This window comes from Ruegeria sp. CJ6 (assembly GCF_056536665.1).
In genome coordinates this window covers 1058895-1084388 of record NZ_JBQFQB010000001.1, presented here as the reverse complement: position 1 = coordinate 1084388, position 25494 = coordinate 1058895, and the positions used below count along the sequence as shown (strand labels likewise).

The window sequence follows — 25494 nt, the reverse complement described above, 5'->3', positions numbered from 1 at the left end:
TCTAGTCATGAGACACTTCTACAAGAAGACCAACACAAAGATCTGGAAAGTCAACGCCAACAGCCATCATCGCGCGCATGTTCTCTTCAAAGTTATCGAGCGTTCTGAGAACACCCAATGGAAGAGGCTTCAGGTAAAGCCCTTCCTCATGCGTTACTCTGTACCCGGCCGCCTCGATGGCGCTTCGCAATGTATCGCGGCAAAAATTGCGTTGATGTCCGAGCATTAAATCCGTTTCGTTCAGATCATAAATGTCCTCAATCATCCCCATCTCAAGCCCGAGGCGCCGGTTTAACGATTTTGCATTCGGTACTGCAATCCAAATGCGACCGTTGGGAGCTAGAAACTTTTTGTACCGGCTTAGAATAGCGACTGGATCATCCACATGCTCGAGCACGAATCCCATGACAATCAGATCGAAGGGGTCGGTAGGTGTGTAAGTTTCGAAGTACCCCGCCTCCAATGATCCAGTATACCAAGGGTTCTTGGACTGAAAATTCTCGATGACCTTTTGAGAGCCTTCAACGACGACGTGCTGGTCACTCATCTCGAAAAAGAAGGGAACTGTGTAACCATGCCCCAACCCAAGCTCTAGCAAACGCCCGACATGTCCTGTGCGCTCAAACACCCTTTCGGGATACCACCGCATCATGAGATCATTCTCAATCTCGACACTTGGTGGCTGCAAATACTTTGAGGCGACGTCGTCTAGGTTTTCCATCAGATAGTCAGCCCTTCTGAATACATGTCATGACAGGGAGAGGGAATTCCGGTCTGCGTCGGATAGGGTCGCAGCCATGTCAAAACCCCTCATACCACAGGGCTTCGTTTTTCATAACGTCCCGAGACCGTCAATACCAGACCGACGACCCCTATAGACGGCGAGTTAACGAGTCCTTTTAGAGTAGGACGTTTAAAGCTGGGGAAATTCGAGTTGGTTGAACTGATCAAGGGCCAATTCATAAGAGACACCGAGGCGGCTATGATGTAACGATAGCTAAATGGCCCCAGTTTTAGCTAGAACGTTTTAAGAATTTGGAACTCTTACGCAAAGTGGGACACTCTATTGTTCTAACCGAGACCTTAGAGTTATTGATTCTGGCAACTAGCGAAAAGAGTGTTCGGATTGTTCAAAAGCGTGTCAGACCTTCGCGAATGTTCGCGACAAAAGTTCTTACTCACACAATGGATGGTGACACGACCTGTAACAAAGCTTAGATGAGAGCTCCAGAGCGTGGCAAATCACCAATAAAAATGCTGAAGGCAAATCATGACGTCAAAAGACGACCGCAAAGAGTTTGAAGCTCACAAGGAAAAGCAATGCTTGGCGCTTGGGCAAGACGAGCATGTTTTTCAAAGTTCAATTGCACATATGTTACAACTTGACCCTTATGACTACTCCTATCTGTGGAGCTGGATGGGAGCACCCATTATTCAGATGCCTGCAGATGTGATGGCGACACAGGAAGTGATCTGGAACACGAAACCCGATGTCATTATCGAAACCGGCGTGGCACGCGGTGGCTCGGTGCTGTTTATGGCCTCACTATTGCAGTTGATTGGCAAAGGCACCGTGATCGGAGTCGACATAGATATCCGCGCTCACAACCGCGACACGATCAACAAACACCCTATGTCGAAACGAGTCACTCTAATTGAGGGGCCGTCGACCAGCGAGGATACGCTGGCCGCCGTGCGTGCCGTGATCCCAGAAGGCGCCAAAGTCATGGTAGTTCTAGACAGCGACCACAGCCGCGATCATGTTCTGGCCGAGTGCCGTGCATACGGTCCGTTGGTTACACCTGGCTGCTACATGGTCGTTGCGGATACGATGATCGGGTATGTCGGCCAGAAGGACAGCCCACAAAACCGTTCCAAATCGTGGTTTGCCGGGAACGAGCCGCTATCAGCGCTTAATGACTATATGTCAGAAGCAGACCTATTCGAAGTTGATCCGGTGTTGAACGGCAAGCTTGTGCTGTCCTCTTCGCCCGGTGGGTATATTCGACGGAAATTTGCATGACTACTGTCGTCATTTCGCAACCTATGTATTTTCCGTGGCCAGGTTTTTTGGCCCAACTCGCTTTAGCTGATGTAGTCGTTTGGCTGGTAGATGCGCAGTTTTCTAGACGCTCGTTTACTAACCGCGTACAGATTAGATCGCCTTCTGGCAGCGCCTGGCTTAGCATACCAGTAAAGCATACTAAAAACAGGACAGATATCGTTGACATCGTTGCTGCTGAACCAAATTGGCTAGATTTACACATCGATAAACTCAAGAAATCGCTTAGCGGGACGCCTTACCTAGACTCCGCACTAGCACCAGTTCTACACCTGAATCAGCATGACGGCCTTTGCGACGCGATTGTCGCCAGCAGTAAAGGACTAGCATCACAGTTTGGCATAAATCCGAGCGAGTATCACCTTAGCACCGATCTAAATGTCACAGAAACAGGCTCGAACAGGATACTGCAAATCGTCCAAGAATTGGGCGGAACGCGCTATGTCACCGGGCATGGCGCACGCAACTATCTGGAACACAAGGAGTTTGAATTGGCAGGGATCAACGTCGAATACATGGAATATGATGTCAGGCCGTGGGGGCGTGTTGAAGATGATTTTTCGCCGTTCGTGACCGGGCTTGACCTGTTAGCACATGTAGGCCCTGCTCAAGCTGCATCTTATCTAAACCCGCGCACACGCAACTGGAAAGAATTTCTTCAGAACCACCAACAGACATAGGCTTCCTAATATGGGATCGTTTCCGGTTTGGAACAGGATCGCATCATAGCGTTGACGGCTCGGAGTGTTCTATCTGTACCCCCAACTGTCCGGGGCAGAGGAGGTGATAGCCAAAGGATTGACGCCGCCCGAAGTGAGCTCCCACGCCCAATCTTACTGTGCCGTTAACTATTGGGCGCTAACTTGAATAATTTAAGAAAATCAATGCCTTATTGTGGACCTTAGTTCTGGTCTATATCATTAGCTTCCGGTGTCTGACGTCAGTACCATTGGGACAGTATTGGTCGATTTGATAAGAGTAGATTTCTGGCTCATCGTAGCTGCCAAGGAGTGGAGATGAGAAAGAACCCCTAAAACAAGCAGAGTCACGGTGAGAAGCCAGCAAAGGACATTTGGCGTTCGACCCGTAAACAGTATTCCGCACAAGAAAAGATCCAGATTTTACTGGACGGCCAAATAGGCGAGGAAAGTATTGCAGAGCTGTGCCGTCATGAGGGCACCGCGCAAAGCCCGTCCTGGGCGGACGCCTATAGGCGCACCACCCTTTCGAACTATATTGCACTTGCTACCCCCCCAACCCTCGCCGGGAGCAGGTTTTAGAGACGAGCACCCTGAAGGGCTTCGCCCAAAACCAGTTGTTAAAGGGAAATATGTACGACGTAACCACTTGGCAGAAGGCATGGCTGTGCGGCGTAATGGAAAATTTCTATCGCAGAAGGCAAAACTATTTGTCGCACATAGGGAGTAAGTGGCGGACCAAGGGGGAACAACCCTATTTGAGTAACCATTTTTCATGCAAAAAAATAACTGCCACAATATGTACCAAGAGGTGGACAAGAATCGGTGGCGTGATCGGTCTACCACTCAGGACTTCGGGCTTTGTGCGGCCTGCCTTATGCCCAGTTCAAAATGCAGCTTGATGCATGGATCAATCCGAATTGGTAGATTCACTTTCAAGACTTTGGTTTCAGTAGGGCAACCTGGGCTCTACAACGCTATAGATTCTAACGCGCGAGCACAGATATTCGCTATAACCAAGCGAATGAATCTTCGCTCAGATCCATAAATGCCAGATCCTCAACTAAGACTTTGGCACCACTTAAATTAAGCAGCACCCCGTCATCCAGATCCCGGTACTTAATGTCAGAGATATTGTCTGCAAATAGACCTGAGCCAATCCCAATCTGATCAATCCCAACTTCAAAATCAGTCATGATGTTGAAGCCATCAAAAAAGTGAAACTCAAGAAGGTCAGCTTCCTCTCCACTAATATGAACACCGCGGCCCGGTCCGCCTCTCAGGATATCGGCGCTTTCCCCACCATCCAATTTGTCTCTTCCGAAGCCATCCTCCAGGATGTCAGCTTCATCCAAGCCATTGATATGGTCTCGTCTCCGACTTCCCGAAAGCGATACGCTGTCATCCAGTATGTTTACAGAAATGAGGGCCGTGGCTTCGGAAGTTCTACCGAACGTGTCTTCAAGTTCATACGTGAATGTCTGGACTATCTCGTCACCGGGGGCGACCAAATCAAGACATCTGAATCTGCTTCATATGTAAACGATCCATCATTATTCAGGTTTGGTAGCCTCTCTTCCGGACCTGAAAGCAGGGATACGGTTAGTCCTCTGCCTGTGTACCAGTTGTCGTTGGCTAGGATGTTTCCAGCGATGACATCGTCTTCGTCAATGTGAAAAACATCGTCTTGTGCATTTTGGTTGAAATGAAGCTGCTATGGCCGTCGCCCCATCGAGATCTTTCACCGTAGATTCCGAACCGGAATAATCGCCCCCTAGAACGATGGTTGTATCGGCAAATCCATCATTGTCTGTGTCTATGCCCAAAATTGCGGACCCCAAATAAACACTCAAATCACTTCGATCAAAACTGACACCATTCAATATAAAGACGTCATCAATCCCAAAGGTCTTGTCGGTAGACCTTGCCTTGAGGCGGGCAGGGGGCTTTCTCAGCATTTACCCAAGACAAGACCTGCTTCTTTCAAATACTATAAACACCTGTCCTGAGATCATCCGCCTTGCGGTGATGCAGTACATCCGCTTCCCGCTTTCGTTTCGGAATGTCGAAGTTCTGCTGCACGAACGAGGCATCGACGTGAGCCACGAAACTGTCCGCTATTGGTGGATCAGGTTTGGCCCGATGTTTGCCTCTGAGATCCGAAGAAAGCGGGTGCAACAACTGGGCGCATTCTCGAAATGGAAGTGGCATGTGGATGAGGTTTTGTGAAGGTTAATGGCAAGAAGCATTACCTCTGGCGGGCCGCAGATCATGAGAGCAAGGTGCTGGGAGCCGTTGTCACCAAACGCCGAAACAAAGCTGCAGCGCTGAAATTCCTCAAGACATTGATGAAGCGACACGGTAAAGCGGAAAACGTTGTCACAGATCGCTTCGCCTCATATAGAACCGCTTTCAGAGAGCTTGGTGCTGACAAAAAACAGAAAACGGGCAGGTGGCTCAACAACTGCGTCGAGAATTCGCACCTGCCTTTCCGACGACCCGAACGCGCCATGCAACGTTTCAGGCGGATGCGAAGTTTGCAGAAGCTCGCCGCCGTCAATTCCTCTGTCTACAACCACTTCAACGAGAAAGAGCGCTTGCCAGCCGAGGCACCTTCAAGCTGATACTCACCGCCGCTCTCGCCGAGTGGCGGTGTCTTTGTGACGAATGAAGGACAGCTATACTGGCCTAGCTGAGACTGGTTCGAATTCGCCTGACTGCACCGTTGCAGTTAAAAAACTGTTCCCCGGGTCGGTCGGTTGTTTTCGATATTGAACTTCATTCCGTCTAGCAATTCTTCAAGATCCGGGCGCGCAGCAGGGCCATTCGAAATGTCGACCAACATCAAACTGCCATCTGGTCGAATTCCGAATGCGCCGGGCTCTGCAAACAATGTGGTTGTCTCAGCCTCCGAAAGAGGGTCCGACATGTAGAGTCCAAGTGATCGCATCTGCGTTTCGGTCAATCCAAAGCCCAAGTTAAATGTCCAACCGAACTCTTCCTTGTCGGCCAAAGCCTTTTCTTTAGAGTCAGCAGAAACGACCACTACATCCATGACGCTGCTCCAATCAGCCAGCATGGCGTTCAATTTGTTGAGAAATCGCTTGCATCTGGGACAGTGACGCCCGCGATAGACGAAAAGCATCGTCCATCGATCTTTGGGCCGACCAATCTCTATTTCGCCACCGCAGACATCAAAAACACTGATCTGCTCGACGGGAGCATTCACTTTGGGTTTTTGCGACATGTCAGCTTCCTTTTTTCATTAAGAGAGAAACTCGAACACAAGCTTAGCTTCAAGTGTCTGCCTTTAAACTTGAATGTACTTTATTCACCCAACCAAGCTTGGCAGTGTTAGTGAAATCGCGGGTACAAAAGTGATAAGCATTAATGCGAAGAGAATTGCCAAGTAGAAGGGCCATATTGTTCGCACGGCTTTCTCCATTGGCAATTTACCCACGGCGCAACCGACAAACAGGCAGGATCCGACCGGTGGTGTGCACAATCCTAATCCCAAATTCACGAGCAAGATCATCCCGAATTGCAGCGGATCAATCCCAAGGCTGTTGGCAACGGGTAGAAAAATGGGTGTGCAGATCAGAATTAGAGCTGCCATATCCATAATCATTCCAAGCAACAACAAAACCGCATTTACCATCAGCAGGATGAGTATCGGATTTTCTGTCAACCCAGTAAGCAGATCTACGGTTCTGTCCGGAACTCTGTAAAAGGTCAGCATGTAGGCAAACGCACCAGCGCATGCGATTAATATCATTACCATCGCCGTCGTGCGCACAGCAGAAGAGACGGCAATACAAAAGTTTTCCCACGTTATGCTTCTGTAGACGATCAGAGTGACCACAAATGCGTAAATGGCCCCAAAAGCTCCGGACTCCGTAACGGTGAAAATACCCGACAACACACCGCCGACGATAATCACAGCCGTCAAAAGTCCTGGAATTGCACTGAAGAAGCTCACTACGAGCGCTGACCAACCCGGGAAAGTCTCAGCTTGATAACCTCTGCGCACCGCTACAAGGTACGCCGCCACAGCAAGGCAAAGGCACATTAAAACTCCTGGAACAACGCCTGCAAGAAACAGCTTCGAGATCGATATTCCACCCCCGGCTGCGATCGCGAAAATGATCATATTGTGACTGGGTGGAATAATTATACCGGCAATCGAGGACGTAACGGTCACGTTTACGGCGTAATCTGCATCGTAACCTTTCTCTTTCATCACAGGAACCAAGATAGACCCTAGTGCGGAAATGTCTGCGATGGCCGATCCTGAAATCCCCCCAAAAAGCATCGAAGAAAACACGTTCACAATTCCCAAGCCGCCGCGCACGGCCCCGACAGCGGCTGAAGCAAACCGGACGAGACGCATGGCTATCCCGCCGTGGAACATCAGTTCACCTGCAAAAATGAAGAACGGGATCGCCATCAACGAGAATACATTGATCCCGGAGACGATCCGCTGAAATCCGATCATCAAGGGTAAGCCTTCGAACCAAAATGCCGAAATGGCCGCTATTCCAAGCGCGAATGCTACAGGCGTTCCGATCAGAACGCAGAGGGCGAACACGCCAAGCAACAGAAGTATTCCCATCATTCGCCTCTATTCGATGCTGTCATTGCGCTCGTCAAAACCGACATAGAGGCGGATTAGATGACCAACGGAAAAGAGTAATATGAGTCCTCCGCCAATTGTGAGAGGCAATGAACGCAAGCCTTCGGGGACTTGAATCAATGGGATTAGCGATCCCCACTTAAAGATCGTAAGTCGAGCTCCGAACCACAGCATCAAAGCGCCGAACCCAGCCATAAGCACGTCTGTGCAGATAACCAAAATGGTCCTCACACGTGGAGGAACCGCAGAACGCACGAGAGACACGGACAAGTGCGTGTTATCGTGTACACCTACTGCCGCACCGAGAAACGCAATTGTCATGACGAGAAGCAAGGCGACTTGCTCGACCCAGGTCGGCGTCGCATTCAGAACATAGCGACCAAATACTAGCCATCCGAATATGACCGTGATGACAATCAGTGCGACACCGGTCAAAACCCGGCACACGTCGGCGATCCAATCCAGGATCTGGATCATCTTGCGCACAGATGTCGGGGGCAGGGAAGTATAACTCATTGGCTCACAACTCTTGATCAGGCGTCCGGACCCGCATGTGCGGGACCGGACAATATCAGACCCAATGTAGCTAAATCAGTCCGTCGCCTGGATAGTCTCGACAAGCGGGCGTAAATCGGGGTTCGTAGCAAAGTAGGCTTCGTAAACCGGGCCCATAGCCGCTTGGAACGGGGCTTTGTCTGCCACTTCATTCACGACCACACCAGCTTCTTCGACGGCTGTACGGCTGGCTGCTTCGCGCTCGGCCCACAATTGCCGCTGAAGTTTTGCAGATTCCTGAGCTGCCTCTCGAACCGCGGCCTGCATCTCAGGTGACAGTGCGTTGAACGTGTCGGTATTAATGCAGATACATTCGGGTATGATCAGGTGCTGAGACAGCGAATAGAAACCTGCAACTTCGAAGTGGCCAGTTGACTCGTACGATGGCCAGTTGTTTTCGGCACCATCGACGACACCGGTTTTCAGGGCCTGATAAACTTCGGCAAACGCCATTGGCGATGGGTTGCCACCAAGCTCAGAAATCATGCCTGTAAACAGGTCGTTGTTCATGACCCGAACTTTCATTCCCTCAACATCGGCAGGTGCGTTGATTGCCTTTGTTCCGTTGTAGAAGGAGCGAGCGCCAGCGTCATACCACGCAAGAGGTGTCAAGCCTTTGGCTGCCATGCCCGTTGCAATTGCCTCGCCACCCTCACTGTCCAAGACGCGGAACATGTGCGGGACGTCTTTGAATATAAAGGGCAACGATACAACATTGGCCTCGGCGACAATCGGGCCAATTGGGCCCAGGTTAAAGTTGCCGACTTCCAATGCGCCTGCGCGGACCTGTTCAACCGCGTCGGGCTGACTGCCCAGCGTGCCCCCATGGAACATTTGAAGGCTGATTTCACCGCCAGTTTTTTCCGTAACGAGTTCTGCAAATTTGTCCATCGCGATGGTGTTTGGGTAACCATCCACGTGGATATTCCACCCGCGCCAATCCTCTGCGAAGGATGCGCTCCCGGTAATTACGACCACGGTCGCGGCGCTCATAAGCGTTTTAGTCAGTTTGATATTCATATTTTCCTCCCTAGAAAACAGACAGTTGACTCGATGCCCGGCGAAGGCCGGTTATGAAAAGAGCAGGCCTCCGTTGATGTCGATGTTCGCGCCCGTAATGAAAGCAGCGGCGTCTGAGGCCAGATAGGCGACCAGATTGGCGACATCCTCAGATGTGCCTTCGCGTTTAAGCGGCGTGGCGCCGGCCACGTTGGTCCGCACTTCGCTTTTTGTGAAGACATTGTGAAAATCGGTGTCGATCATGCCCGGGCAAACCGAATTTACCCGGATGTCCGGCCCCAGTTCTTTGGCCAATCCACGCGTCATCGTCATGACCGCACCCTTCGAGGCCGCGTAGGCGACGGCGCCTGGGCCACCCCCGTCACGCCCCGCCTGACTCGCAAACCCGACGATCGCGCCGCCTTTTTTCATATGCGGCAACACGGCCTGAACAGTGCGAGCAAAAGAAGTGGTGTTCAGGTCCATGACATGGCACCAATGTTCCATATCCATCTCAGACAGGGTCTTCCGGGCCAGCAATCCGCCGGTCACGTGGGCAAGAATGTCGATCCGAGGTCCGAATGTCGCGATAGTCTCCGAGATCAGCCTTTCCACATCTGCACCGGAGGTCATGTCGCCCTGTATGGCAATCGCCTTACCTCCGACAGCCGTTATTTCCTGAACCGCCGATTCCGCACCCGAAGATGAGCTGTGATAGTTGATCGCGATCGACGCTCCAGCCTTGGCCAGTTTCATGACGCAGGCGCGGCCAATGTCCCGTCCGCCGCCGGTTACGATCGCAACCTTCCCTGCCAGTTCCAAGTAAGGGCCAATCTGTTCAGCGTTCAATTCGGTCATTTTCCTGTCCCTTTGGGTCTCCGGTCATCCAGTCAGTGCGCCCGTTTTGGTCTTTGAGCCTTAACGAGCATTCAGCAGTGTTGCCTATTGTAGTCGACTAGGATACTAGTATTGTCAACAATTTTGTTTGGGATCCTCAAAAAGCATCGCACGGCGCGTGCCAATAGGATTGGTTGGAGATACATTGAGGAATATCGGAGGGAGGGGCCTAGTGGCCCAGAATGCCGCCGGTGTTGGTCACGCGCAGAAAAAGGCAGGAAATGCAAAGTATTACGGATAAAATCGAGCGGCGCACCACCACTGACATCGTATATGAGAGTTTGTACGAGGCGATCGTTTCACTGGAAATTCTGCCGGGAACAAAACTGTCCGAAGCAGATATTGCAAAAAAGTTCGAAGTGTCGAGGCAGCCGGTCCGCGATGCTTTCAACAGGCTTGAGGCGCAGGATTTGCTGCTGATCCGGCCACAGAAAGCCACGCGGGTACGTAGTTTTTCCATGGAACGCATCGGTCATGCACGCTTTGTTCGCCTCTCGGTCGAGTTGGAAGTGGTGCGCGCTGCATGTCGGAACTGGAAGCCCGAGTATTCGAAGCAACTGGAAGACAATCTCAAGCAGCAGAAAGATGTCGTTTCAGGGAACGAGGCCGAAAAGTTCCATCAGCTCGACTATGACTTTCACCGGCTGATTTGTGAGTTGAGCGGCAACCCGCTGGCCTTCAATACGATTCAGGAATGCAAAAGAAAGATCGATCGCCTGTGCGTTCTAAGCCTTGGGCGCGAGAGCGAGGCCGACATTCTGGTTCGGGATCATGTTGAGCTGGCAAAAGCGCTAGCAGACCGCGACGAGGCGACTGCGACCGAGACAATACGCCGTCATTTGGGCCGTATCGACAAGACCATCGAGGAGGTTCACTCGAAACATGCCGAGTATTTCGAGTAAATTGAACGCCGCCAACTGACTAAGGACCTCGCATTATGACCAAGAGCTATCCGATTGTATCACCTGCATCAGGTGTCACGCGCCAGGTTTTGGCGGATAATGAAGACCTCATGATGGTTTCATTCCGGTTTGAAGAAGGTGCCGAAGGCGTGTTGCACGACCATCCGCATGTGCAGTCGACATTTGTGCGGTCCGGGCGGTTCAACTTTGTCATCGGAGATCAGGAGCGAGCGTTGGAACCCGGTGACAGCCTGATCATTCCGTCCGGTGTAAGCCATGGTTGTGTTTGCCTGGCTGCCGGAGAGTTGATCGATTGCTTCACGCCCAGGCGGGACGATTTTCTGTAAGGCGTTTTCCGTCCGCGCCATGACCTTTGGCCACGTTCTGCGCATTGAGGCAGGGTAGTCTATTTTCGGTGGGTCGGGCAGGGCGACGCCATATTCTGCGTTAGAAATCGGATCAATGACGGGCGACGCCGCAGCTCAGGTTAGGAATTGCGTATCTCGCGGGCTGATCCGATGCCGAGGATCAGGTCGGCGCATCGTTCGCCCAGCATCATGGCAGGTGCGTTTGTATTGCCGGCGTTGATGTCGGGCACGGCTGACATGTCGCACACCCGCAAGCTCTCGATTCCGCGCACGCGCATCCTGGCGTCCAGCACGGCCATTCCGTCGCCGTCCCGGCCCATTTTGGCAGTGCCCGCCGGGTGATAGTTGGTTTTTACGAATCGCTTGCAATGTGCTCGTAGCGTTTGGTCGTCGTCCGCTGTGGGAATGACGATTTCGCGAACCCTTTGAGCAAGCGGGCCCGACGTGAATGCCCGGCGAAAGAACCGCTGCCCCCGGATCATCTCTTGCATGTCGTCTTCATGCTTCAGAAGGTTGGGCGAGACCACTGGCATGGTGTGAGGATCGGCCGAGCGAAGCCGGACCTCTCCGCGTGATTTCGGTTTGACCACGACGGTCGTAACGGTCAGGCCAAAGTCATCCTGCACCTCGTCCAGAGCGTCGCGATCCAGATAAACAATTGGCACGCAAAAAGCTTGAATGGTTGGTTCTCCATCAGGAATCGACGGATTGACAAACGCGCCGGCTTCGACTCCGGCGGAAGTCACCGGTCCGCTGCCGAACAGTTTGAACTGGATGCCGTTGCGAAGCATCCGCCAGCCCTCACCTTGTTTGAAGTATCCGTAGGGACCGTTGGCAAAGGCGGTAATTGGAACTTCGGGGTGGTCGATCAGGTTCTGGCCAACCCCAGGCAATGGGCAGATCACGGGAATACCGTGATCGGCAAGATGTGCATCAGGTCCGATGCCTGATAGCATTAGTATTTTTGGCGTCACCAGAGCGCCCGCCGCAACGACAACTTCACCATCGCACCGGACCGTGTGGGCTCCGCGTTTGTCTCGATACTGCACGCCGACGGCCTTATCGTTTTCGATGATGACTTTGCTGACCGTTGCGCCAAGCTGGATGGTCAAGTTCGGGTTCGTCTCGAGAGGGGCGAGAAACGCATAGGCTGACGAACTGCGCTTACCGGCGCGATTGGTGAACTGATAGAACCCGACACCGCGCTGCGTTGCGCCGTTAAAGTCCGTGTTGAATGGTTCGCCAAGGGCCTGCACCGACTGAACGAACCAACGTGACATGTCGTCGATATGCCCCGGATCCGAGACCTGCACCGGACCGTTGCTGCCATGCAGGTCATTGTGAAGCCTGTTATTGTCTTCCATTCTACGGAAGTAGGGCAGCACATCATCCCATCCCCAGCCGACCCCGTCGTTGGTCTGTCGTAGCAGGTCGTCCCACGCGTCATAATCAGTAGGGCGGCCGCGCATATAGACCTGGGCATTCACAGACGACCCGCCACCCAGCACGTTGGCCTGCGGAATGTCATGCACGCGACCGTCCAGGTGGTCCTGCGGTTCGGTCTGGTGGTAGGTCATGAACTTGGACCCGTTGATCATCTTGAAGATACCCGGCGGCATGTCCAGCAACGGATGGCGGTGCGAATGCCCGGCCTCCAGCACCAGAACCCTGCACTTGCCCTGGTTGACCAGTCGCGCTGCAGCGGCTGCGCCGGCAGAGCCGCCGCCGATGACGATATGATCGAAGGTTTCCGTCATGAGTTCGCCTTCAGGCCCGGCGTTTGGGTTCGCTGATCGAGTCGCGCTCCACCAGTTCGCATTCAAGCTTCACGAGAGGGTGTCGCTGACCATCCGTCGGACCGTGGAACAACTGTTCGATGACCCAGCGTCCCATCGCCCTAGTTGGAAGGATCATCGAGGTCAGGGGGGGCGACAGGTGTCGCGCGGTTTCGTCATCGTCAAATCCGATGACCGAGATGTCTTCGGGGATGGATAGGCCAAGTTCCTTGAGCGCCTCATAGCAGCCGATTGCCATTCGGTCATTCTGACAGAAAATGGCGGTTGGCGGAGAGGGCAGGTCCATCAATTCGCGCGTGGCAGCATAGCCTGCGCTGGGCAGCCAGTTGCCCTCGATGACCAAATCCTCGTCAAATGGGATGTCGGCGGAAGCAAGGGCGTTTCTGTACCCGGTCGTTCGCCCTGCGGCGCATTCCATGAACGGCTCGCCGGTGATGGTGGCGATTCGTTTGTGCCCCGCCTTGATCAGGGCGTTGGTCGCCGTATGTCCAGCAGCGACTTCGCCGGGGATCACCGCAGGAAAAGAGAGGTCGTCGCAAAAGCAGTTCAGCAGCAGAACCGGGGTTGCGGTCTGCCTGAGTATTTCCGGAACGACCACCCGCCGGGTGAAAACGGTTGCGTAAATGATGCCCGCAACCTGTTGGTCGAGGAAATACCTAAGCGTTCTGGGTTCGACCTCGGGGTCGTTTTGGGTTTCTGCCAGCAATACAAGATTTCCCGTGTCCCGAACGGCCTGTTTCACGCCATTAAACGCGTTTACCATTTCGGGGCTCGACGCCAGATCGTCCACGACAAAAGCGATGGTGCCGTCTAACGCCGAGGGTCGAGGCGCGCTGTCCTGGGGTTTCCTGAGTTGAGAGGGCATGGCGTATCCAAGCGTGTTGGCGGCATCCAGGACTCTTTGCTTTGTGTCCTCGGAGATTTTGACGGAATCGTTCTTGTTTAGAACCAGCGATACTGTCGTCTGTGAGCACCCGGCTACGCGTGCAATATCATGCATCGTTATGCGCTGCCGGCCCGCGACTCGTCCCACGCCCCTGTGCTGCCCGGTCTTGTTCGCTTGATCGTTCATCGCTCAACCTTTTTGTTCGCTTCCTTTTTATCGACTATGCGGAGGACACGCAACTAATATTAGTGAATAGTAATTAATATTAGTGTTGACGAAATAATATTATTAGTGTTTTGATCGGCAGTGCGGTCGCCAATGTGGTCTGACCGAGCAAACGCGGGAGGCGAAATTGCGGTCTGTGGTGGGGGAGTTGGGTCAGGTGGTTCGGCATTCGATGTTCATCGATGGCCGCTTTACCGACTCTGACGCGGACACGGTTGGTGTCGAGAACCCTGCAAATGAAGAGATCTTTGCGCAAGTTCCAGATGGCGGTGCCGCTCATGCGGATGCGGCTGTCGAGGCGGCCCATCGTGCTTTTGGCTCGTGGTCCTCGCGCCCGGCGATCGAGCGGGCGCGACTGGTTCAGCGGTTGGCCGAAGCCATTCGGATTGACGCCGGGCGTCTGGCAGCTTTGATCACGGTCGAGCAGGGCAAGCCGATCACGCAGGCCCGGAGTGAAGTTGATGCTGCTGTTACCTTTCTTTGCCATGCGGCTGAAGAGGCCCGGAGGATTTCGGGTGACATAGTGGCATCGGACAACAAGTCCGAGGAAATCCAGATACGGCGTCATCCTTATGGCGTTGTTGTTGCGTTGACGGCCTGGAACTATCCGTTGGCATTGGCCGCCAGGAAAGTCGGGCCTGCGCTGGTCGCTGGCAACACTGTTGTTCTGTTGGGGCACGAAATCACGCCGCTGTCCGGTCTCGCGATCGCCGAGCTTGCCGAAAAGGTCGCGTTTCCGCCCGGTGTTCTGAATGTACTGACAGGCAAGGGGCCGGTGGTAGGGCAGCGGTTGGTCGAACACCCCGATACCTCACTGATCACAATGACCGGCAGCACACGAGCCGGTAAAGAGATTTTTCGCGCCGCGGCCGACCGGATCAAGGTTGTCCGGCTCGAGCTTGGCGGTAAGGCTCCGTTCATCGTGATGGAGGATGCGGATATTGACGCTGCTGTTTCGGCCGCCATTGCCGCCCGGTTTGCCAATTGCGGCCAGATTTGCACCTGCAACGAGCGTATGTATCTACATCGCAGCATTGCGGATCAGTTTCTTGAAAAATTCGTGTCTGCGACCCGCGCTTTGTCGATCGGGGATCCGATGGAGGACTGCGATCTGGGTCCCAAAGTAAGCAAGGCCGAGGTGTCCAAGGTCGACGAAATCATCAAGCGCAGCATCACGGAAGGTGCCACGGTCCATCTGGAAGGCGGGCCCCTGTTGGACAGCGCGCACCGCAAAGGACACTGGATGTCCCCGACGGTTCTTGAGGTCTCCGACAACGGCAATGCCGCGATGCAAGAGGAGGTATTTGGCCCTGTGGCGACAGCCATGCGAGTCGATGATTTTGATCAGGCGATAGACGTAGCGAATGACACATCATTCGGGCTGTCTGCCTATCTCTTTACGGCATCGCACCGGCGATTGATGGAGGCCCCGAGCCGTTTGAAGTTCGGCGAATTGTACCTGAACCGCTCAAATGGTGAGGCCGTACAGGGATTTCACACCGGTTGGGGTTTGTCCGGGGTTGGGGGCGAAGACGGCGCGTATGGCTTCGATGGCTATCTGAGGAAACAGACGACTTACATGAATTGGGCATGACCTAAAACTCGCGGTCAAAACGGAGGCGACCGCACCAATGGAGGAGGAATAACCATGAAACGCAGAACTCTTTTGATCTCGACGGTTGTCGCAGGTGCGCTGTTGGGCACCACGGTGATCGCGCAGGATCTGCCACCGCTTGAGCAGAAGGATCGCTACAAGGTCGGCTTTGCGCAGATGGAATCGAACAACCCGTGGCGCATTGCCGAAACGAAATCTTTCCATGACACAGCCGAGGCGTGTGGCTGGGATCTGATCGCGACGGATGCGGCCGGATCTGCGGCAAAGCAGGTTGCGGATGTGGACAGCATGATCGCCCAAGGCATCGACGTTCTGTTCCTGCCCCCGCGGGAAGAAAAGCCGTTGATCCCAGCCGTTATGAAGGCCCGTGCAGCGGGAATCCCGACCTTTTTGGTGGACCGCTCGGTTGATCCGGCCGTTGCCAAGCCGGGCGAGCATTTTGTGGCGTTCCTTGGGTCGGATTTTATTGATCAGGGCAACCGGGCCGCACAGTGGCTGATGGAGAATTTCGACGGCGACAATGGCGTCATCGTCCAGTTGGAAGGCACGACTGGTTCTTCACCTGCAAATGACCGCAAAAAAGGTTTCGACGACGCGATTGCAGCGGATGACCGCTTTGAGATCGTGGCTTCTCAGACCGGTGACTTTGCGCGCGACCTGGGTCGTCAGGTGATGGAAACCCTGCTGCAGGCGCACCCCGATGTGAACGTGGTCTACGCCCACAATGACGAGATGGCGATCGGTGCGATCCAGGCTCTGGAACTGGCCGGCCGCAAGCCCGGCGAGGACGTGACCATCGTTTCGATCGACGGGACACGCGATGCACTTCAGGCTATTATCGATGGCAAGATGGGGGTGACGGTGGAAAGCTCACCCTTCTTCGGCCCTCTGGCTTGTGAAGTCATGAATAAATACGCGGCTGGCGAGGCGATCCCGGAATGGGTGAAAGTCGAAGATCGCATCTTTACCAAGGACAATGCGGCCGATCACATCGACGAAGCCTATTGATTCTCCCTGGTGGGTGGTGCTGGCCTGTGGTCGGCGCCGCCTGCAAGCAATCGGAGGAAGACATCTCATGAATGCGCTCGTCTCGATGTCGGGAATTGAAAAGTCGTTTGCCGGCGTACCGGCACTGAGCCAGGCCAACCTGGAAATCGCGCCCGGCGAGGTTCATGCGCTGATCGGCCAGAACGGTGCGGGCAAATCGACGATGATCAAAGTTCTGACCGGAGTTTACGATCGGGATGCCGGCGACGTTCATCTGGCGGGTGTGCCAAGCCGCATCTCCACTCCACGCGAAGCGCAGGAATCCGGAATTGCCACCATCTATCAAGAGCTCAACCTGGTACCGCTGCGGTCAGTGACTGAAAACATCATCATGGGGTACGAGCCCAAACGTCTCGGCTTTCTGGTCGACTGGCGCGAGGGCAACAGGCGCGCACGCGAGGTGCTTACGCGCTTTGGCATAGATATCGACGTGACCGAGCCGTTAGGAAATTTCTCGACAGCGATCCAGCAGTTGGTTGCAATTGCGCGGGCTGTTTCGTTGGATGCGAAACTTGTCATCATGGACGAACCCACGTCGTCGCTGGATGCCAGCGAAGTCGAGGTGCTGTTCGGTGTTGTGCGCGAGTTGAAGAAACAGGGCGTGTCTGTTCTTTATGTTTCGCATTTCCTCGATGAGCTGTTCCAAATATGCGATCGAGTCACAACGATGCGAGATGGGCGCACCGTCAGCACGCGTAACGTCCAGGACACGACCAAACTGGAAATGATCGCGGACATGCTGGGCCGCAACAAGGATGAGATCGCGGCAGACGGTTTGACGGACTTCGCAGGTGCCAAGGCCAAGAAAGGCGATATCGTTTTACGGGCGGACTCTGTTTCAACAGGCCCGCGGCTGACGCATTTCGACCTCACGCTCCACCGTGGGGAAATCGTCGGGTTGGGCGGATTGCTGGGCTCTGGCCGGACCGAGGCGGCGCGCGCGTTGTTCGGAGTGGACGGGAAACGCTGCGGCGCAATCGAGTTGCATGGCACGGTCGGTCAACCGTCCGGACCGGGTGACGCGATCGCAAACGGCGTCGGCTTTCTGACCGAAGATCGCAAGGCCGAAGGGATCATTCCAGACATGTCCGTGCGCGAGAACATGACGCTGGCCCTGCTGCCGAAACTGGCCAGTCGTGGTCAAATCGACTTTGCCCGCGAGCGCGAGATTGTTCAGGCGTTCATCGACGATCTGGGCATCAAGGCAGCGCATATGGACCAGCCCATTCGCGAATTGTCCGGTGGCAACCAGCAAAAGGTGTTGCTTGCCCGTTGGCTGGCGACGCAGCCCGACATCCTGATACTCGACGAGCCGACCCGAGGCGTGGATGTTGGCGCCAAGCGAGAGATCCAATCGTTCATTCGGTCTTATGTCGAGAAGGGGTTTGGTGTCGTCCTCATTAGTTCGGAATTCGAAGAACTGGTGGAAGGCGCTGACCGCATCGTTGTCATGCACGAGGGACGCTCGGTCAAGGAACTGACCAACCCCGGGGTCACCGAGAACATACTGGTGCGCGCGCTTGCGCATCATGAAGAAGGAACTGGTTCATGGACCGCGCAATGAAGTTGCCGCAACGGGTCGCATCAATGCCCTTCCGCTTTCACGGCGGCATCGCCGCGTTGGTCGCCCTATTGGTATTCAACGCGTTTTTCACACCTAATTTCCTGCAACTGCAAACCCTGTTCGTAAATATCAGCCAGGTCGCTACGATCGCCATCGTGGCCATGGGGATGACGCTGGTAATCGCCACGGGTGGGATCGATCTGTCGGTTGGGGCGGTCATGGCGCTGGCGGGGGCGCTTGCTCCGCTGATCTTTCTGTCGGATCTGGGTGCTGCCAATCCGATGCTAGGCGTCACTTTGGCCATTGTCCTGCCGCTGTTCATTGCGGGGCTATGCGGGGTATTCAACGGCGTGATGGTTGCCGTGTTGAACGTGCAGCCCATCGTTGCAACGCTCATTCTCTTCATCTCTGGTCGCGGTATTGCCCAAGTCTTGACGAACGGGAACCTGCAGACGTTTTCAAACCCTTCATTCAGTTATCTTGGAACTGGTAAAGTGCTTGGTTTGCCGTTCCAGGGCTGGCTGGCGCTGGCCATTGCCTGTGTGCTGTTTTGGGTGATCACCAGAACCACATGGGGCCGTTACTTGCTGGCCATAGGGGGCAATGAACGCGCGGCCTATCTGTCGGGTGGTCCCGTTCGACGGGTCAAGATCGGGGCCTATGTCATCTGCGCGGTGCTTGCGGGCCTAGCCGGTTTGATCGTGGTTGCAATCAACTCGGCCTCGGACGCCGCGCGCAACGGCAATCTGATGGAGCTTGATGCCATTGCGGCCGCGGTTGTTGGCGGGGCTCTTTTGCAAGGCGGGCGAGCGCCGATCTTTGGTGCCATACTGGGTGCCGTCATCATCCAGTTGGTCAAATATACATTGTTGGCCAACGGGGTAGAGGACGAAGTTGCACTGATCGCCAAGGCCGTCATCATTATCCTGGCCGTTTGGGTCCAGCAGTTTCGGAGGGCTTAAACGATGTTGGATGAAACGGCTTTTGACCTGCGAAAATACCTTCGACGTAATTCGGCCTCGGTGACGGTGTGGATCGCACTGCTGGCTTTGATTCTGTTCGGGCTGATGCGCTATGACAACTTTGGCAGCGCCTACAATTTCTCGTCTTTCCTGAATTACAACGCGATGTTCATCGCGATTGCGCTGGGCATGTGTTTTGTGATCATGACCGGCGGGATTGATCTGTCGGTCGGATCCGTGGCGGCCTTTACCTCGGTTGTTGCGGCCTATCTCAGCCCGTATGGGATTCAGGTTGCGTTGCCGGGGGCCGTTCTTGCCGGGGTTGGTTTCGGGGCGATCAACGCCTTTTGCATAATCATCCTTCGGATCCCGCCCTTCATCGCCACGCTGGCCACCATGCTGGCCGCAAAAGGCGGCGCATTGGTGATTTCGGGCGCCCAGACAATTTCGGTCGATTGGGGGTCGAACTTCACCAAGCTTGGCATGGGGCAGGCGTTTGGCATGTTTCCATGGGCGATCGTCATCGTGGCCGGACTGACTCTGGCACTTTGGTTGGTGCTGGAAAGAACAACCATCGGGCGGACCGTCTTGGCGATCGGTGGCAGCGAGGATGCCTCGAACCTCATGGGTCTCAAGGTCAATCGCGCCAAGGCTTTTGTCTACCTGCTGTCGGGGGGCTGTGCGGGGCTGGCCGGAGTCTTTCTGGCCTCGGGTTTTGGAGCTGGGCAACCCCTTGAAGGCATCGGATGGGAATTGTCAGCCATCGCTTCCGTGGTTGTAGGCGGCACTTTGTTGACGGGTGGGATGGGATCGATCCCTGCGACGGTCGCTGGCGCGCTGTTGCTGGGACTGGTCTTCAACGTTCTAAACTTTGAAAACGGTCAGGGCACCATCAGTTTCAGTGCCTATTGGCAAATGGTCATACGTGGAGGCTTTCTATTTGCGGTCATCCTTTTACAGTCTCGGGTTATTGCCAGGCAGCAGAAGGTCTTAGGTTAATGAATCGCATAGAAAGTGTATCAGCGCGGCTGTTCAACGTTCCGCTCGCCGAAGTCCTAGTCGATGCCAAACATGGGGATCACACGTTTTTTCAATTGATCACTGTCACCATTCAAACCTCGGATGGGGTCGAGGGGGTCGGGTATACCTATACCGGGGGCAAGGGTGGCCATGCCATCTTGGCGATGATCCAGCATGACCTGGCACCGTTCCTTGTTGGACAAGACGCCGAACAGATCGAAAGCCTGTACGATGCCATGCAGTGGCACGTGCACTACGTCGCACGGGGTGGGATCGCCTCGTTTGCCATCTCGGCCGTAGATATTGCACTGTGGGATATTCGCGGCAGAACGCAGAATGCGCCATTGTGGCAGATGGCCGGTGGAGCGTCCAAACGGTGCAAGGCCTATGCCGGCGGGATCGACCTGAATTTCTCGTTGGAGAAACTGCTGCGTCAGACCGAAGGGTACCTTGCGCGTGGGTTCAACGCAGTCAAGATCAAGGTCGGTCAACCAGACCTGGCCGACGATCTTGCACGTGCCCGGGCGGTACGCGAGATGCTGGGGCCGGACCGGTTCTTCATGGTCGATGCGAATTACTCTATGAGTGTCGAACAGGCCATCGTCGCTGCTAGAGGGTTCGCCGACTGCGATATCCTGTGGTTCGAGGAACCGACAATTCCAGACGACTACAAAGGTTATAGCCGAATTGTCGAAGCGACGGGCGTTCCCCTTGCCATGGGTGAAAACCTGCACACCATACACGAATTTGAATACGCCTTTGATGACGCGAAACTGAGTTTTATCCAGCCCGATGCCTCAAACTGCGGCGGAATCACCGGCTGGCTGCGCGTGGCCGCGCTAAGCGCACAGCACGGCATTCCGGTTTGCAGTCATGGGATGCAGGAGCTTCACGTCAGCCTTGTTTCTGCGCAACCCAACGCAGGCTGGCTAGAAGTACACTCATTCCCGATAGACCAGTACACGACCCGTCCACTAGTTGTCGAAGACTGTCTGGCCGTGGCCCCGGATGCCCCGGGAACCGGAGTGGAATTCGACTGGGACAAATTGAATGCGGAACACAAGGAGATGCATAGATGACGACCCAGACGATCACTGCCGCATACTACAGGGGCGATAAGAGCTTTGCAGTAGAGCAAGCCCAAGCGACAGATCCGGGTCCCGGCGAGGCTGCCATTCGTGTTGCCTATTGTGGGATTTGCGGGACGGATATGCACGTCTACCACGGCAACATGGATGCCCGCGTCGGCCTGAACCGGGTGATTGGGCATGAGATGTCAGGTGTGGTCGAAGCGGTGGGCGAGGGCGTCGATACGGTCGAACCCGGCCAGAAGGTCGTTGTCCGACCGCTTGATCATTGCGGAGAATGCCCAGCTTGCAAGCGGGGGCATCAGCATATCTGTCAGAATCTCAAGTTTCTCGGCCTCGACACCGATGGCGCGATGCAAGAGATCTGGACTGTTCCGGCCCACACGTTGCACGTTCTGCCGGATGACTTGCGCATGGATCACGCGGCGCTGATCGAGCCGGTTGCCGTTGCCTGCCACGATGTGCGGCTGTCTGACCTGCAACCTGGAGAGGACGTTGTCGTTATCGGCGGCGGCCCGATTGGCATCCTGGTTGCCATGGTTGCGCGGGACGCGGGTGGAAATGTCGTGATTTCCGAAGTGAATCCGAACCGTCTTGCGATTGCTGAAAAACTTGGCTTTGACACGATCAACCCAATCGAAACCGATCTGGTGTCCACAATCAACGCGCGCACGGGCGACAAAGGGGCAGATGTGGTTTTCGAGGTGTCAGGAACGCAGCCCGGTGTCGATGCAATGACCGCCGTTGCCGCGACTCGGGCCCGGATCGTAATGGTCGCGATCCATGCTCAAAAGCCCCAGATCGACCTGTTCCAGTTCTTCTGGCGAGAGCTGCGACTGATCGGTGCTCGGGTCTATGAGCCAGAGGATTACGAGAAAGCCATTGCAGTTGTCGCTTCGGGCGGAGTGGACGCGGATGTTGTGATCACGGACGTCAGCCCTCTGGCAGACATCCAGGCCGCGTTCGAAGCACTGGATCGCAGCCCAACCGCAATGAAAAGCCTGATCGAAGTAGGACCGCGTTCATGAGTGTTTTGCAAAGTTTCGACCTGACGGGAAAGACGGCCCTTGTGACCGGGTGCAAACGCGGTATCGGGCGCGGTATGGCCGAAGCATTGGCATCGGCCGGAGCCAATATCATCGGAGTGTCCGCCTCGCTCGAGCTGTCTGGCTCGGATGTCGAAAAAGCCGTGACGGCGATGGGACGCAATTTCCGGGCCTACCAATGCGACTTTTCGGATCGCGCCGCGCTGCATGGGTTCATTGATCAGTTGAGAGCCGACGGACAAACCCCTGATATACTTGTCAACAATGCCGGCACGATCAAACGTAAACCCGCCGCCGAACACCCGGACGACTGGTGGGACGAAGTGATGGAGGTGAACCTGTCCTCGCAGTTCGTTCTGTCACGCGAGATCGGCAAGGACATGCTGGCGCGCGGCTCGGGGAAGATCATCTTCACTGCATCGCTGCTGACATTTCAGGGTGGCATCACCGTTCCGGGCTATGCGGCCTCGAAAGGCGGGATTGGACAGCTGACCAAAGCCCTGGCCAACGAATGGGCCGGGCAGGGCGTAAACGTGAATGCGATCGCGCCTGGCTACATCGCGACCGACAACACCCAAGCCCTGCGGGATGATCCGGTCCGGTCGAAGTCGATCCTGGAACGAACACCCCAAGGCCGTTGGGGTACGCCTGTTGATTTTGCCGGACCGGTGGTCTTTCTGGCCTCGGCTGCGTCGGACTTCGTCAACGGTGAAATCCTTGTAGTCGACGGGGGCTGGATGGGGCGTTAGCACTGCCAACGCTCCATGTGATCCAAGGCATCACGTCCCGATGTAGTGCACCTTCAATCGGCGTGCCTTGGGTGCTTCCCGATGTTCGAACAGGTACAGGCTTTGTACGCGACCCAGCGGAAGCTGCCCCTGTTCGACCGGGATCGATACCTGAGTTTGCGTCAACAGCGCCCGCAGATGCGATGGAGCGTTGTCGTCCTCGGTCGGGCGGTGGTGATACTTGCCTGGTGACTTGGGTACGAGTTTCTCGAAGAACGTCTCGATATCCTTGAGCACATCGGGATCGGCATTGGCCTGCACCAACAGCGCGGCACCGGTGTGGACGCACCAAAGGGACAGCAGGCCCGAGACAAATTCGTGTTCGAACACCGCACGCTGCACGATCCCGCTGATGTCGATGAGGGATTTGCCCGGCGTCTCAATGGACAGGTCAAAAAACTGTTGTTTCATCCAGCAGGCCCTTTCCTTGATTTCACGCGAACGCGCCCAGCTTTCTACATCCCACTTGGTATTCAGCAATGGGGATCAAGCTTTTGATTTTGAACGCATATTGACTGCATTTTTATGCAAACAGGCTTTTGAACTGGTCCACACACAGACGAAAACCATCTTCGAAATTCCCGTTGTCGGGGTGATAAACGCTTTCGAAAGAAATGACGCCATCATAGCCGTCGGATCTAAGCGCGTCCGCGATGGGTTGGAACAAAGGCGCAAGCTGACCTTCCCCCATGCGGCGCACTTCCAGCGTTGCCCGTGGCGTGTCGACCTTCACGTCCTTGATGTGAATGTGACCCAGATAGCCGCCGCGCAGTTCTTCATAACCGTCCGGATATGCCAGTTCATGGCACCAGCAGTTGTTTCCGGGGTCCCACAGCACTTTCAAAGAGTCTTTTGCGTCCAACTCGTCAATCAGCTTGCGGGCTGTATAGTTGGAATTGACCAGCGTGCCGTTTCCGGTTTCCACGACAAGCGTCACGCCCTCAGCTCTTGCCAGTTCAACCGCCGGCGCGATCAGCGGCGGCATCGAGTCCCATACCCCATGCGCTACGTTCCACTTCTCGGCGCCGTTTTTTCCCCACAGTATCTGCTCTTTTCGTTGCGTCATGATCCGAACCAGCGGAGACCCAACAACATGCGCCATGTCGATTACGCGTTTCAAGGCGTCCATATGCCGAGTGTGCAGGTCGTCGCCGGGCCTGTTGGCAGCTGTCATCCCCGCAAAGATATGGCGCGACAGACATGACACAGGCTTGCCCCGGTCGCGCAAAAGCGCGTCGATCTCGGCAATTTGCTGCGGGGAATGATCCCCGACCTCCGCATCGCCAACGAATTGAAGCTCTGCATAGTCCAGGCCGTACTCGTCCATCACGTCCACGGCATGCCGCAGATCGCGGGAAATGCCGTCGCAAATTACACCCAATTTCATGTCCGGTCCCCTCAGCGATGCAATTCTGCGTCAACGATTTCTTCGATGACGCGAGTACACACCCAGTTGTCACCATTCGGGTATTTGGTTTTTCCTGCGTGAAAGATCTGCATAGCGGATGATGCTGTGTGCATTGGAACGCCCAACGCACCGGCCAGTGCCAGCGAGATCGTCAGATCCTTGTGCATGGTTGCGATATGGCTGCCGGTGGCCTCGAACTTGCGATCAATGATGTTTTCAAGGGCGGAATTCACGACGCCGCACCCCGCGCTGGATGAGGAGAACACATCAAGTAATGCCTGACCGCTGACACCGGCTTTGGCCGCCAGGGCCGCAGCCTCGAATGTGGCGGAAAAGATCGATCCGATCAGGGATTGCAGGCAGGCTTTCACGGTTTGTCCGTCGCCAGCGTTTTCTCCGACCCGATGAATGGTTGCCGATACTGCCTGCATGACTTCGGCGTTTCGGTCCAGCGCATCCGCAGCACCGGCAGCCATCATCGTCAATGTGCCGTTCTGCGCGCCGGGAAACCCACCTGAGACCGGCGTGTCGATTAAGTTAATCCCCGAGCCTTCCATATCCTGCCCGATGGCGCGGGCTTCGGCCGGGGTAATGGTCGCCGACAGGATGACCGTTCCGCCTTTGGCCATGTTCGCAACCAGCCCGTTTTCACCCAGAATGACATCGCGGGCCTGATCTCCGTTCATTACCATGACAAACACACTGGCGGCGTGTCGACCGACCTGTCCCACGCTGTCCTTGGGCTGGCCGCCCATGTCAGCAAATGCCGTCATGCGCGTCTCGCTCAGGTCGAAACCTGATGTTTCAAAGCCATTCTTGATCAGGTTCTTGGCAAGGCCGCTGCCCATGTCGCCAAGACCTATTACGCCTGCAGTTTTCATTTGGACTCCTCCCGATATTTCGCCATTGCCGTATGGCAGACGTTTCGAAAAATG

At 55.0% G+C, this 25494-nt stretch carries 26 protein-coding genes and 1 pseudogene; 13 read left to right on the top strand and 14 right to left on the bottom strand.

Features of this window, described 5'->3' with window-relative positions; all coding sequences use genetic code 11:
• Nucleotide 1: 1 nt before the first annotated feature.
• Nucleotides 2-721: a class I SAM-dependent methyltransferase gene (locus ACR0BT_RS05455; protein ID WP_480762661.1), complete on the bottom strand. Its 720-nt coding sequence runs from the start codon at nt 719-721 to the stop codon at nt 2-4.
• A 651-nt stretch (nt 722-1372) separates the two neighbouring features.
• Between ACR0BT_RS05455 and ACR0BT_RS05450 the strand changes: the two genes are divergently transcribed.
• Both ACR0BT_RS05450 and ACR0BT_RS05445 read left to right on the top strand, forming a co-directional pair.
• On the top strand, nt 1373-2023 hold the full coding sequence (locus ACR0BT_RS05450; RefSeq protein WP_480762660.1) for a cephalosporin hydroxylase family protein: 651 nt from the start codon (nt 1373-1375) through the stop codon (nt 2021-2023).
• The gene (locus ACR0BT_RS05445; RefSeq protein ID WP_480762659.1) at nt 2020-2742 is read left to right on the top strand and encodes a WbqC family protein; all 723 of its coding nucleotides are present in this window, start codon (nt 2020-2022) and stop codon (nt 2740-2742) included. The genes ACR0BT_RS05450 and ACR0BT_RS05445 overlap by 4 nt, the downstream gene beginning before the upstream one ends.
• Nucleotides 2743-3770: 1028 nt before the next feature.
• Here ACR0BT_RS05445 and ACR0BT_RS05440 read toward each other — a convergent pair.
• The 3 genes from ACR0BT_RS05440 to ACR0BT_RS05430 all read right to left on the bottom strand — a co-directional run bounded on the left by ACR0BT_RS05440 (nt 3771) and on the right by ACR0BT_RS05430 (nt 4718).
• Nucleotides 3771-4115 carry a hypothetical protein gene (locus tag ACR0BT_RS05440; protein WP_170399850.1) on the bottom strand — a complete coding sequence of 115 codons (345 nt, stop codon included), beginning with the start codon at nt 4113-4115 and terminating at the stop codon, nt 3771-3773.
• 131 nt (nt 4116-4246) lie between these two features.
• Nucleotides 4247-4402, bottom strand: coding sequence for a hypothetical protein (locus ACR0BT_RS05435; protein WP_480567052.1), 156 nt, complete (start codon nt 4400-4402; stop codon nt 4247-4249).
• Nucleotides 4403-4427: 25 nt separating this feature from the next.
• A complete protein-coding gene (locus tag ACR0BT_RS05430) occupies nt 4428-4718 on the bottom strand; it encodes a hypothetical protein (protein WP_480762658.1) in 291 nt (96 codons plus the stop codon).
• A gap of 9 nt (nt 4719-4727) precedes the next feature.
• Between ACR0BT_RS05430 and ACR0BT_RS05425 the strand changes: the two are divergent.
• Nucleotides 4728-5431 (top strand): annotated as a pseudogene (locus ACR0BT_RS05425) (IS6 family transposase); the annotation flags it as partial.
• 60 nt (nt 5432-5491) lie between these two features.
• Here ACR0BT_RS05425 and ACR0BT_RS05420 read toward each other — a convergent pair.
• The 5 genes from ACR0BT_RS05420 to ACR0BT_RS05400 form a co-directional block, all read right to left on the bottom strand.
• A complete protein-coding gene (locus tag ACR0BT_RS05420; protein WP_480762657.1) occupies nt 5492-6007 on the bottom strand; it encodes a redoxin domain-containing protein in 516 nt (171 codons plus the stop codon).
• A gap of 84 nt (nt 6008-6091) precedes the next feature.
• Nucleotides 6092-7372, bottom strand: coding sequence for a TRAP transporter large permease (locus ACR0BT_RS05415; protein WP_480752604.1), 1281 nt, complete (start codon nt 7370-7372; stop codon nt 6092-6094).
• 9 nt (nt 7373-7381) lie between these two features.
• Entirely contained in the window at nt 7382-7909 is a 528-nt protein-coding gene (locus ACR0BT_RS05410; protein ID WP_480762656.1) for a TRAP transporter small permease, read from the bottom strand.
• Nucleotides 7910-7984: 75 nt separating this feature from the next.
• A complete protein-coding gene (locus ACR0BT_RS05405; RefSeq protein WP_480762655.1) occupies nt 7985-8968 on the bottom strand; it encodes a TRAP transporter substrate-binding protein in 984 nt (327 codons plus the stop codon).
• A 51-nt stretch (nt 8969-9019) separates the two neighbouring features.
• Nucleotides 9020-9805 carry an SDR family NAD(P)-dependent oxidoreductase gene (locus ACR0BT_RS05400; RefSeq protein ID WP_480762654.1) on the bottom strand — a complete coding sequence of 262 codons (786 nt, stop codon included), beginning with the start codon at nt 9803-9805 and terminating at the stop codon, nt 9020-9022.
• Nucleotides 9806-10065: 260 nt separating this feature from the next.
• Here ACR0BT_RS05400 and ACR0BT_RS05395 point away from each other — a divergent pair, with 260 nt between their 5' ends.
• Nucleotides 10066-10746 carry a GntR family transcriptional regulator gene (locus tag ACR0BT_RS05395; protein WP_170818000.1) on the top strand — a complete coding sequence of 227 codons (681 nt, stop codon included), beginning with the start codon at nt 10066-10068 and terminating at the stop codon, nt 10744-10746.
• Between the two features lie 35 nt (nt 10747-10781).
• On the top strand, nt 10782-11093 hold the full coding sequence (locus tag ACR0BT_RS05390) for a cupin domain-containing protein (protein WP_170396125.1): 312 nt from the start codon (nt 10782-10784) through the stop codon (nt 11091-11093).
• Between the two features lie 140 nt (nt 11094-11233).
• Here the strand turns inward: ACR0BT_RS05390 and ACR0BT_RS05385 are convergent, their stop codons facing one another.
• On the bottom strand, nt 11234-12871 hold the full coding sequence (locus ACR0BT_RS05385) for a GMC family oxidoreductase N-terminal domain-containing protein (RefSeq protein WP_170626566.1): 1638 nt from the start codon (nt 12869-12871) through the stop codon (nt 11234-11236).
• 10 nt (nt 12872-12881) lie between these two features.
• Nucleotides 12882-13910, bottom strand: coding sequence for a LacI family DNA-binding transcriptional regulator (locus ACR0BT_RS05380; RefSeq protein ID WP_170396944.1), 1029 nt, complete (start codon nt 13908-13910; stop codon nt 12882-12884).
• A 247-nt stretch (nt 13911-14157) separates the two neighbouring features.
• On the opposite strand from ACR0BT_RS05380, the gene ACR0BT_RS05375 reads away from it, so the two are divergent.
• The 8 genes from ACR0BT_RS05375 (at nt 14158) to ACR0BT_RS05340 (ending at nt 23112) form a co-directional block, all read left to right on the top strand.
• On the top strand, nt 14158-15615 hold the full coding sequence (locus tag ACR0BT_RS05375; protein ID WP_480762693.1) for an aldehyde dehydrogenase family protein: 1458 nt from the start codon (nt 14158-14160) through the stop codon (nt 15613-15615).
• A 54-nt stretch (nt 15616-15669) separates the two neighbouring features.
• Entirely contained in the window at nt 15670-16644 is a 975-nt protein-coding gene (locus tag ACR0BT_RS05370) for an ABC transporter substrate-binding protein (protein ID WP_170733471.1), read from the top strand.
• A gap of 67 nt (nt 16645-16711) precedes the next feature.
• A complete protein-coding gene (locus ACR0BT_RS05365; RefSeq protein ID WP_480762653.1) occupies nt 16712-18247 on the top strand; it encodes a sugar ABC transporter ATP-binding protein in 1536 nt (511 codons plus the stop codon).
• A complete protein-coding gene (locus ACR0BT_RS05360; protein ID WP_170512694.1) occupies nt 18232-19209 on the top strand; it encodes an ABC transporter permease in 978 nt (325 codons plus the stop codon). Before ACR0BT_RS05365 ends, ACR0BT_RS05360 begins: the two co-directional genes overlap by 16 nt.
• A 3-nt stretch (nt 19210-19212) precedes the next feature.
• On the top strand, nt 19213-20208 hold the full coding sequence (locus ACR0BT_RS05355; protein ID WP_170396133.1) for an ABC transporter permease: 996 nt from the start codon (nt 19213-19215) through the stop codon (nt 20206-20208).
• Nucleotides 20208-21308 (top strand): mandelate racemase/muconate lactonizing enzyme family protein, encoded by a 1101-nt coding sequence (locus ACR0BT_RS05350; protein WP_480762652.1) that lies wholly within the window; start codon nt 20208-20210, stop codon nt 21306-21308. The genes ACR0BT_RS05355 and ACR0BT_RS05350 overlap by 1 nt, the downstream gene beginning before the upstream one ends.
• Nucleotides 21305-22345 (top strand): alcohol dehydrogenase catalytic domain-containing protein, encoded by a 1041-nt coding sequence (locus tag ACR0BT_RS05345; protein ID WP_170403544.1) that lies wholly within the window; start codon nt 21305-21307, stop codon nt 22343-22345. The genes ACR0BT_RS05350 and ACR0BT_RS05345 overlap by 4 nt, the downstream gene beginning before the upstream one ends.
• A complete protein-coding gene (locus ACR0BT_RS05340) occupies nt 22342-23112 on the top strand; it encodes an SDR family oxidoreductase (protein ID WP_170396139.1) in 771 nt (256 codons plus the stop codon). The genes ACR0BT_RS05345 and ACR0BT_RS05340 overlap by 4 nt, the downstream gene beginning before the upstream one ends.
• Nucleotides 23113-23142: 30 nt before the next feature.
• On the opposite strand, the gene ACR0BT_RS05335 is transcribed toward ACR0BT_RS05340, so the two are convergent.
• The 3 genes from ACR0BT_RS05335 to ACR0BT_RS05325 all read right to left on the bottom strand — a co-directional run bounded on the left by ACR0BT_RS05335 (nt 23143) and on the right by ACR0BT_RS05325 (nt 25440).
• Nucleotides 23143-23562: a secondary thiamine-phosphate synthase enzyme YjbQ gene (locus ACR0BT_RS05335; RefSeq protein WP_480762651.1), complete on the bottom strand. Its 420-nt coding sequence runs from the start codon at nt 23560-23562 to the stop codon at nt 23143-23145.
• 112 nt (nt 23563-23674) lie between these two features.
• Complete coding sequence (locus ACR0BT_RS05330; protein WP_480762650.1) at nt 23675-24538, bottom strand: sugar phosphate isomerase/epimerase family protein; 864 nt, start codon at nt 24536-24538, stop codon at nt 23675-23677.
• An 11-nt stretch (nt 24539-24549) separates the two neighbouring features.
• Nucleotides 24550-25440: an NAD(P)-dependent oxidoreductase gene (locus tag ACR0BT_RS05325; RefSeq protein WP_170423988.1), complete on the bottom strand. Its 891-nt coding sequence runs from the start codon at nt 25438-25440 to the stop codon at nt 24550-24552.
• Nucleotides 25441-25494: the final 54 nt, after the last annotated feature.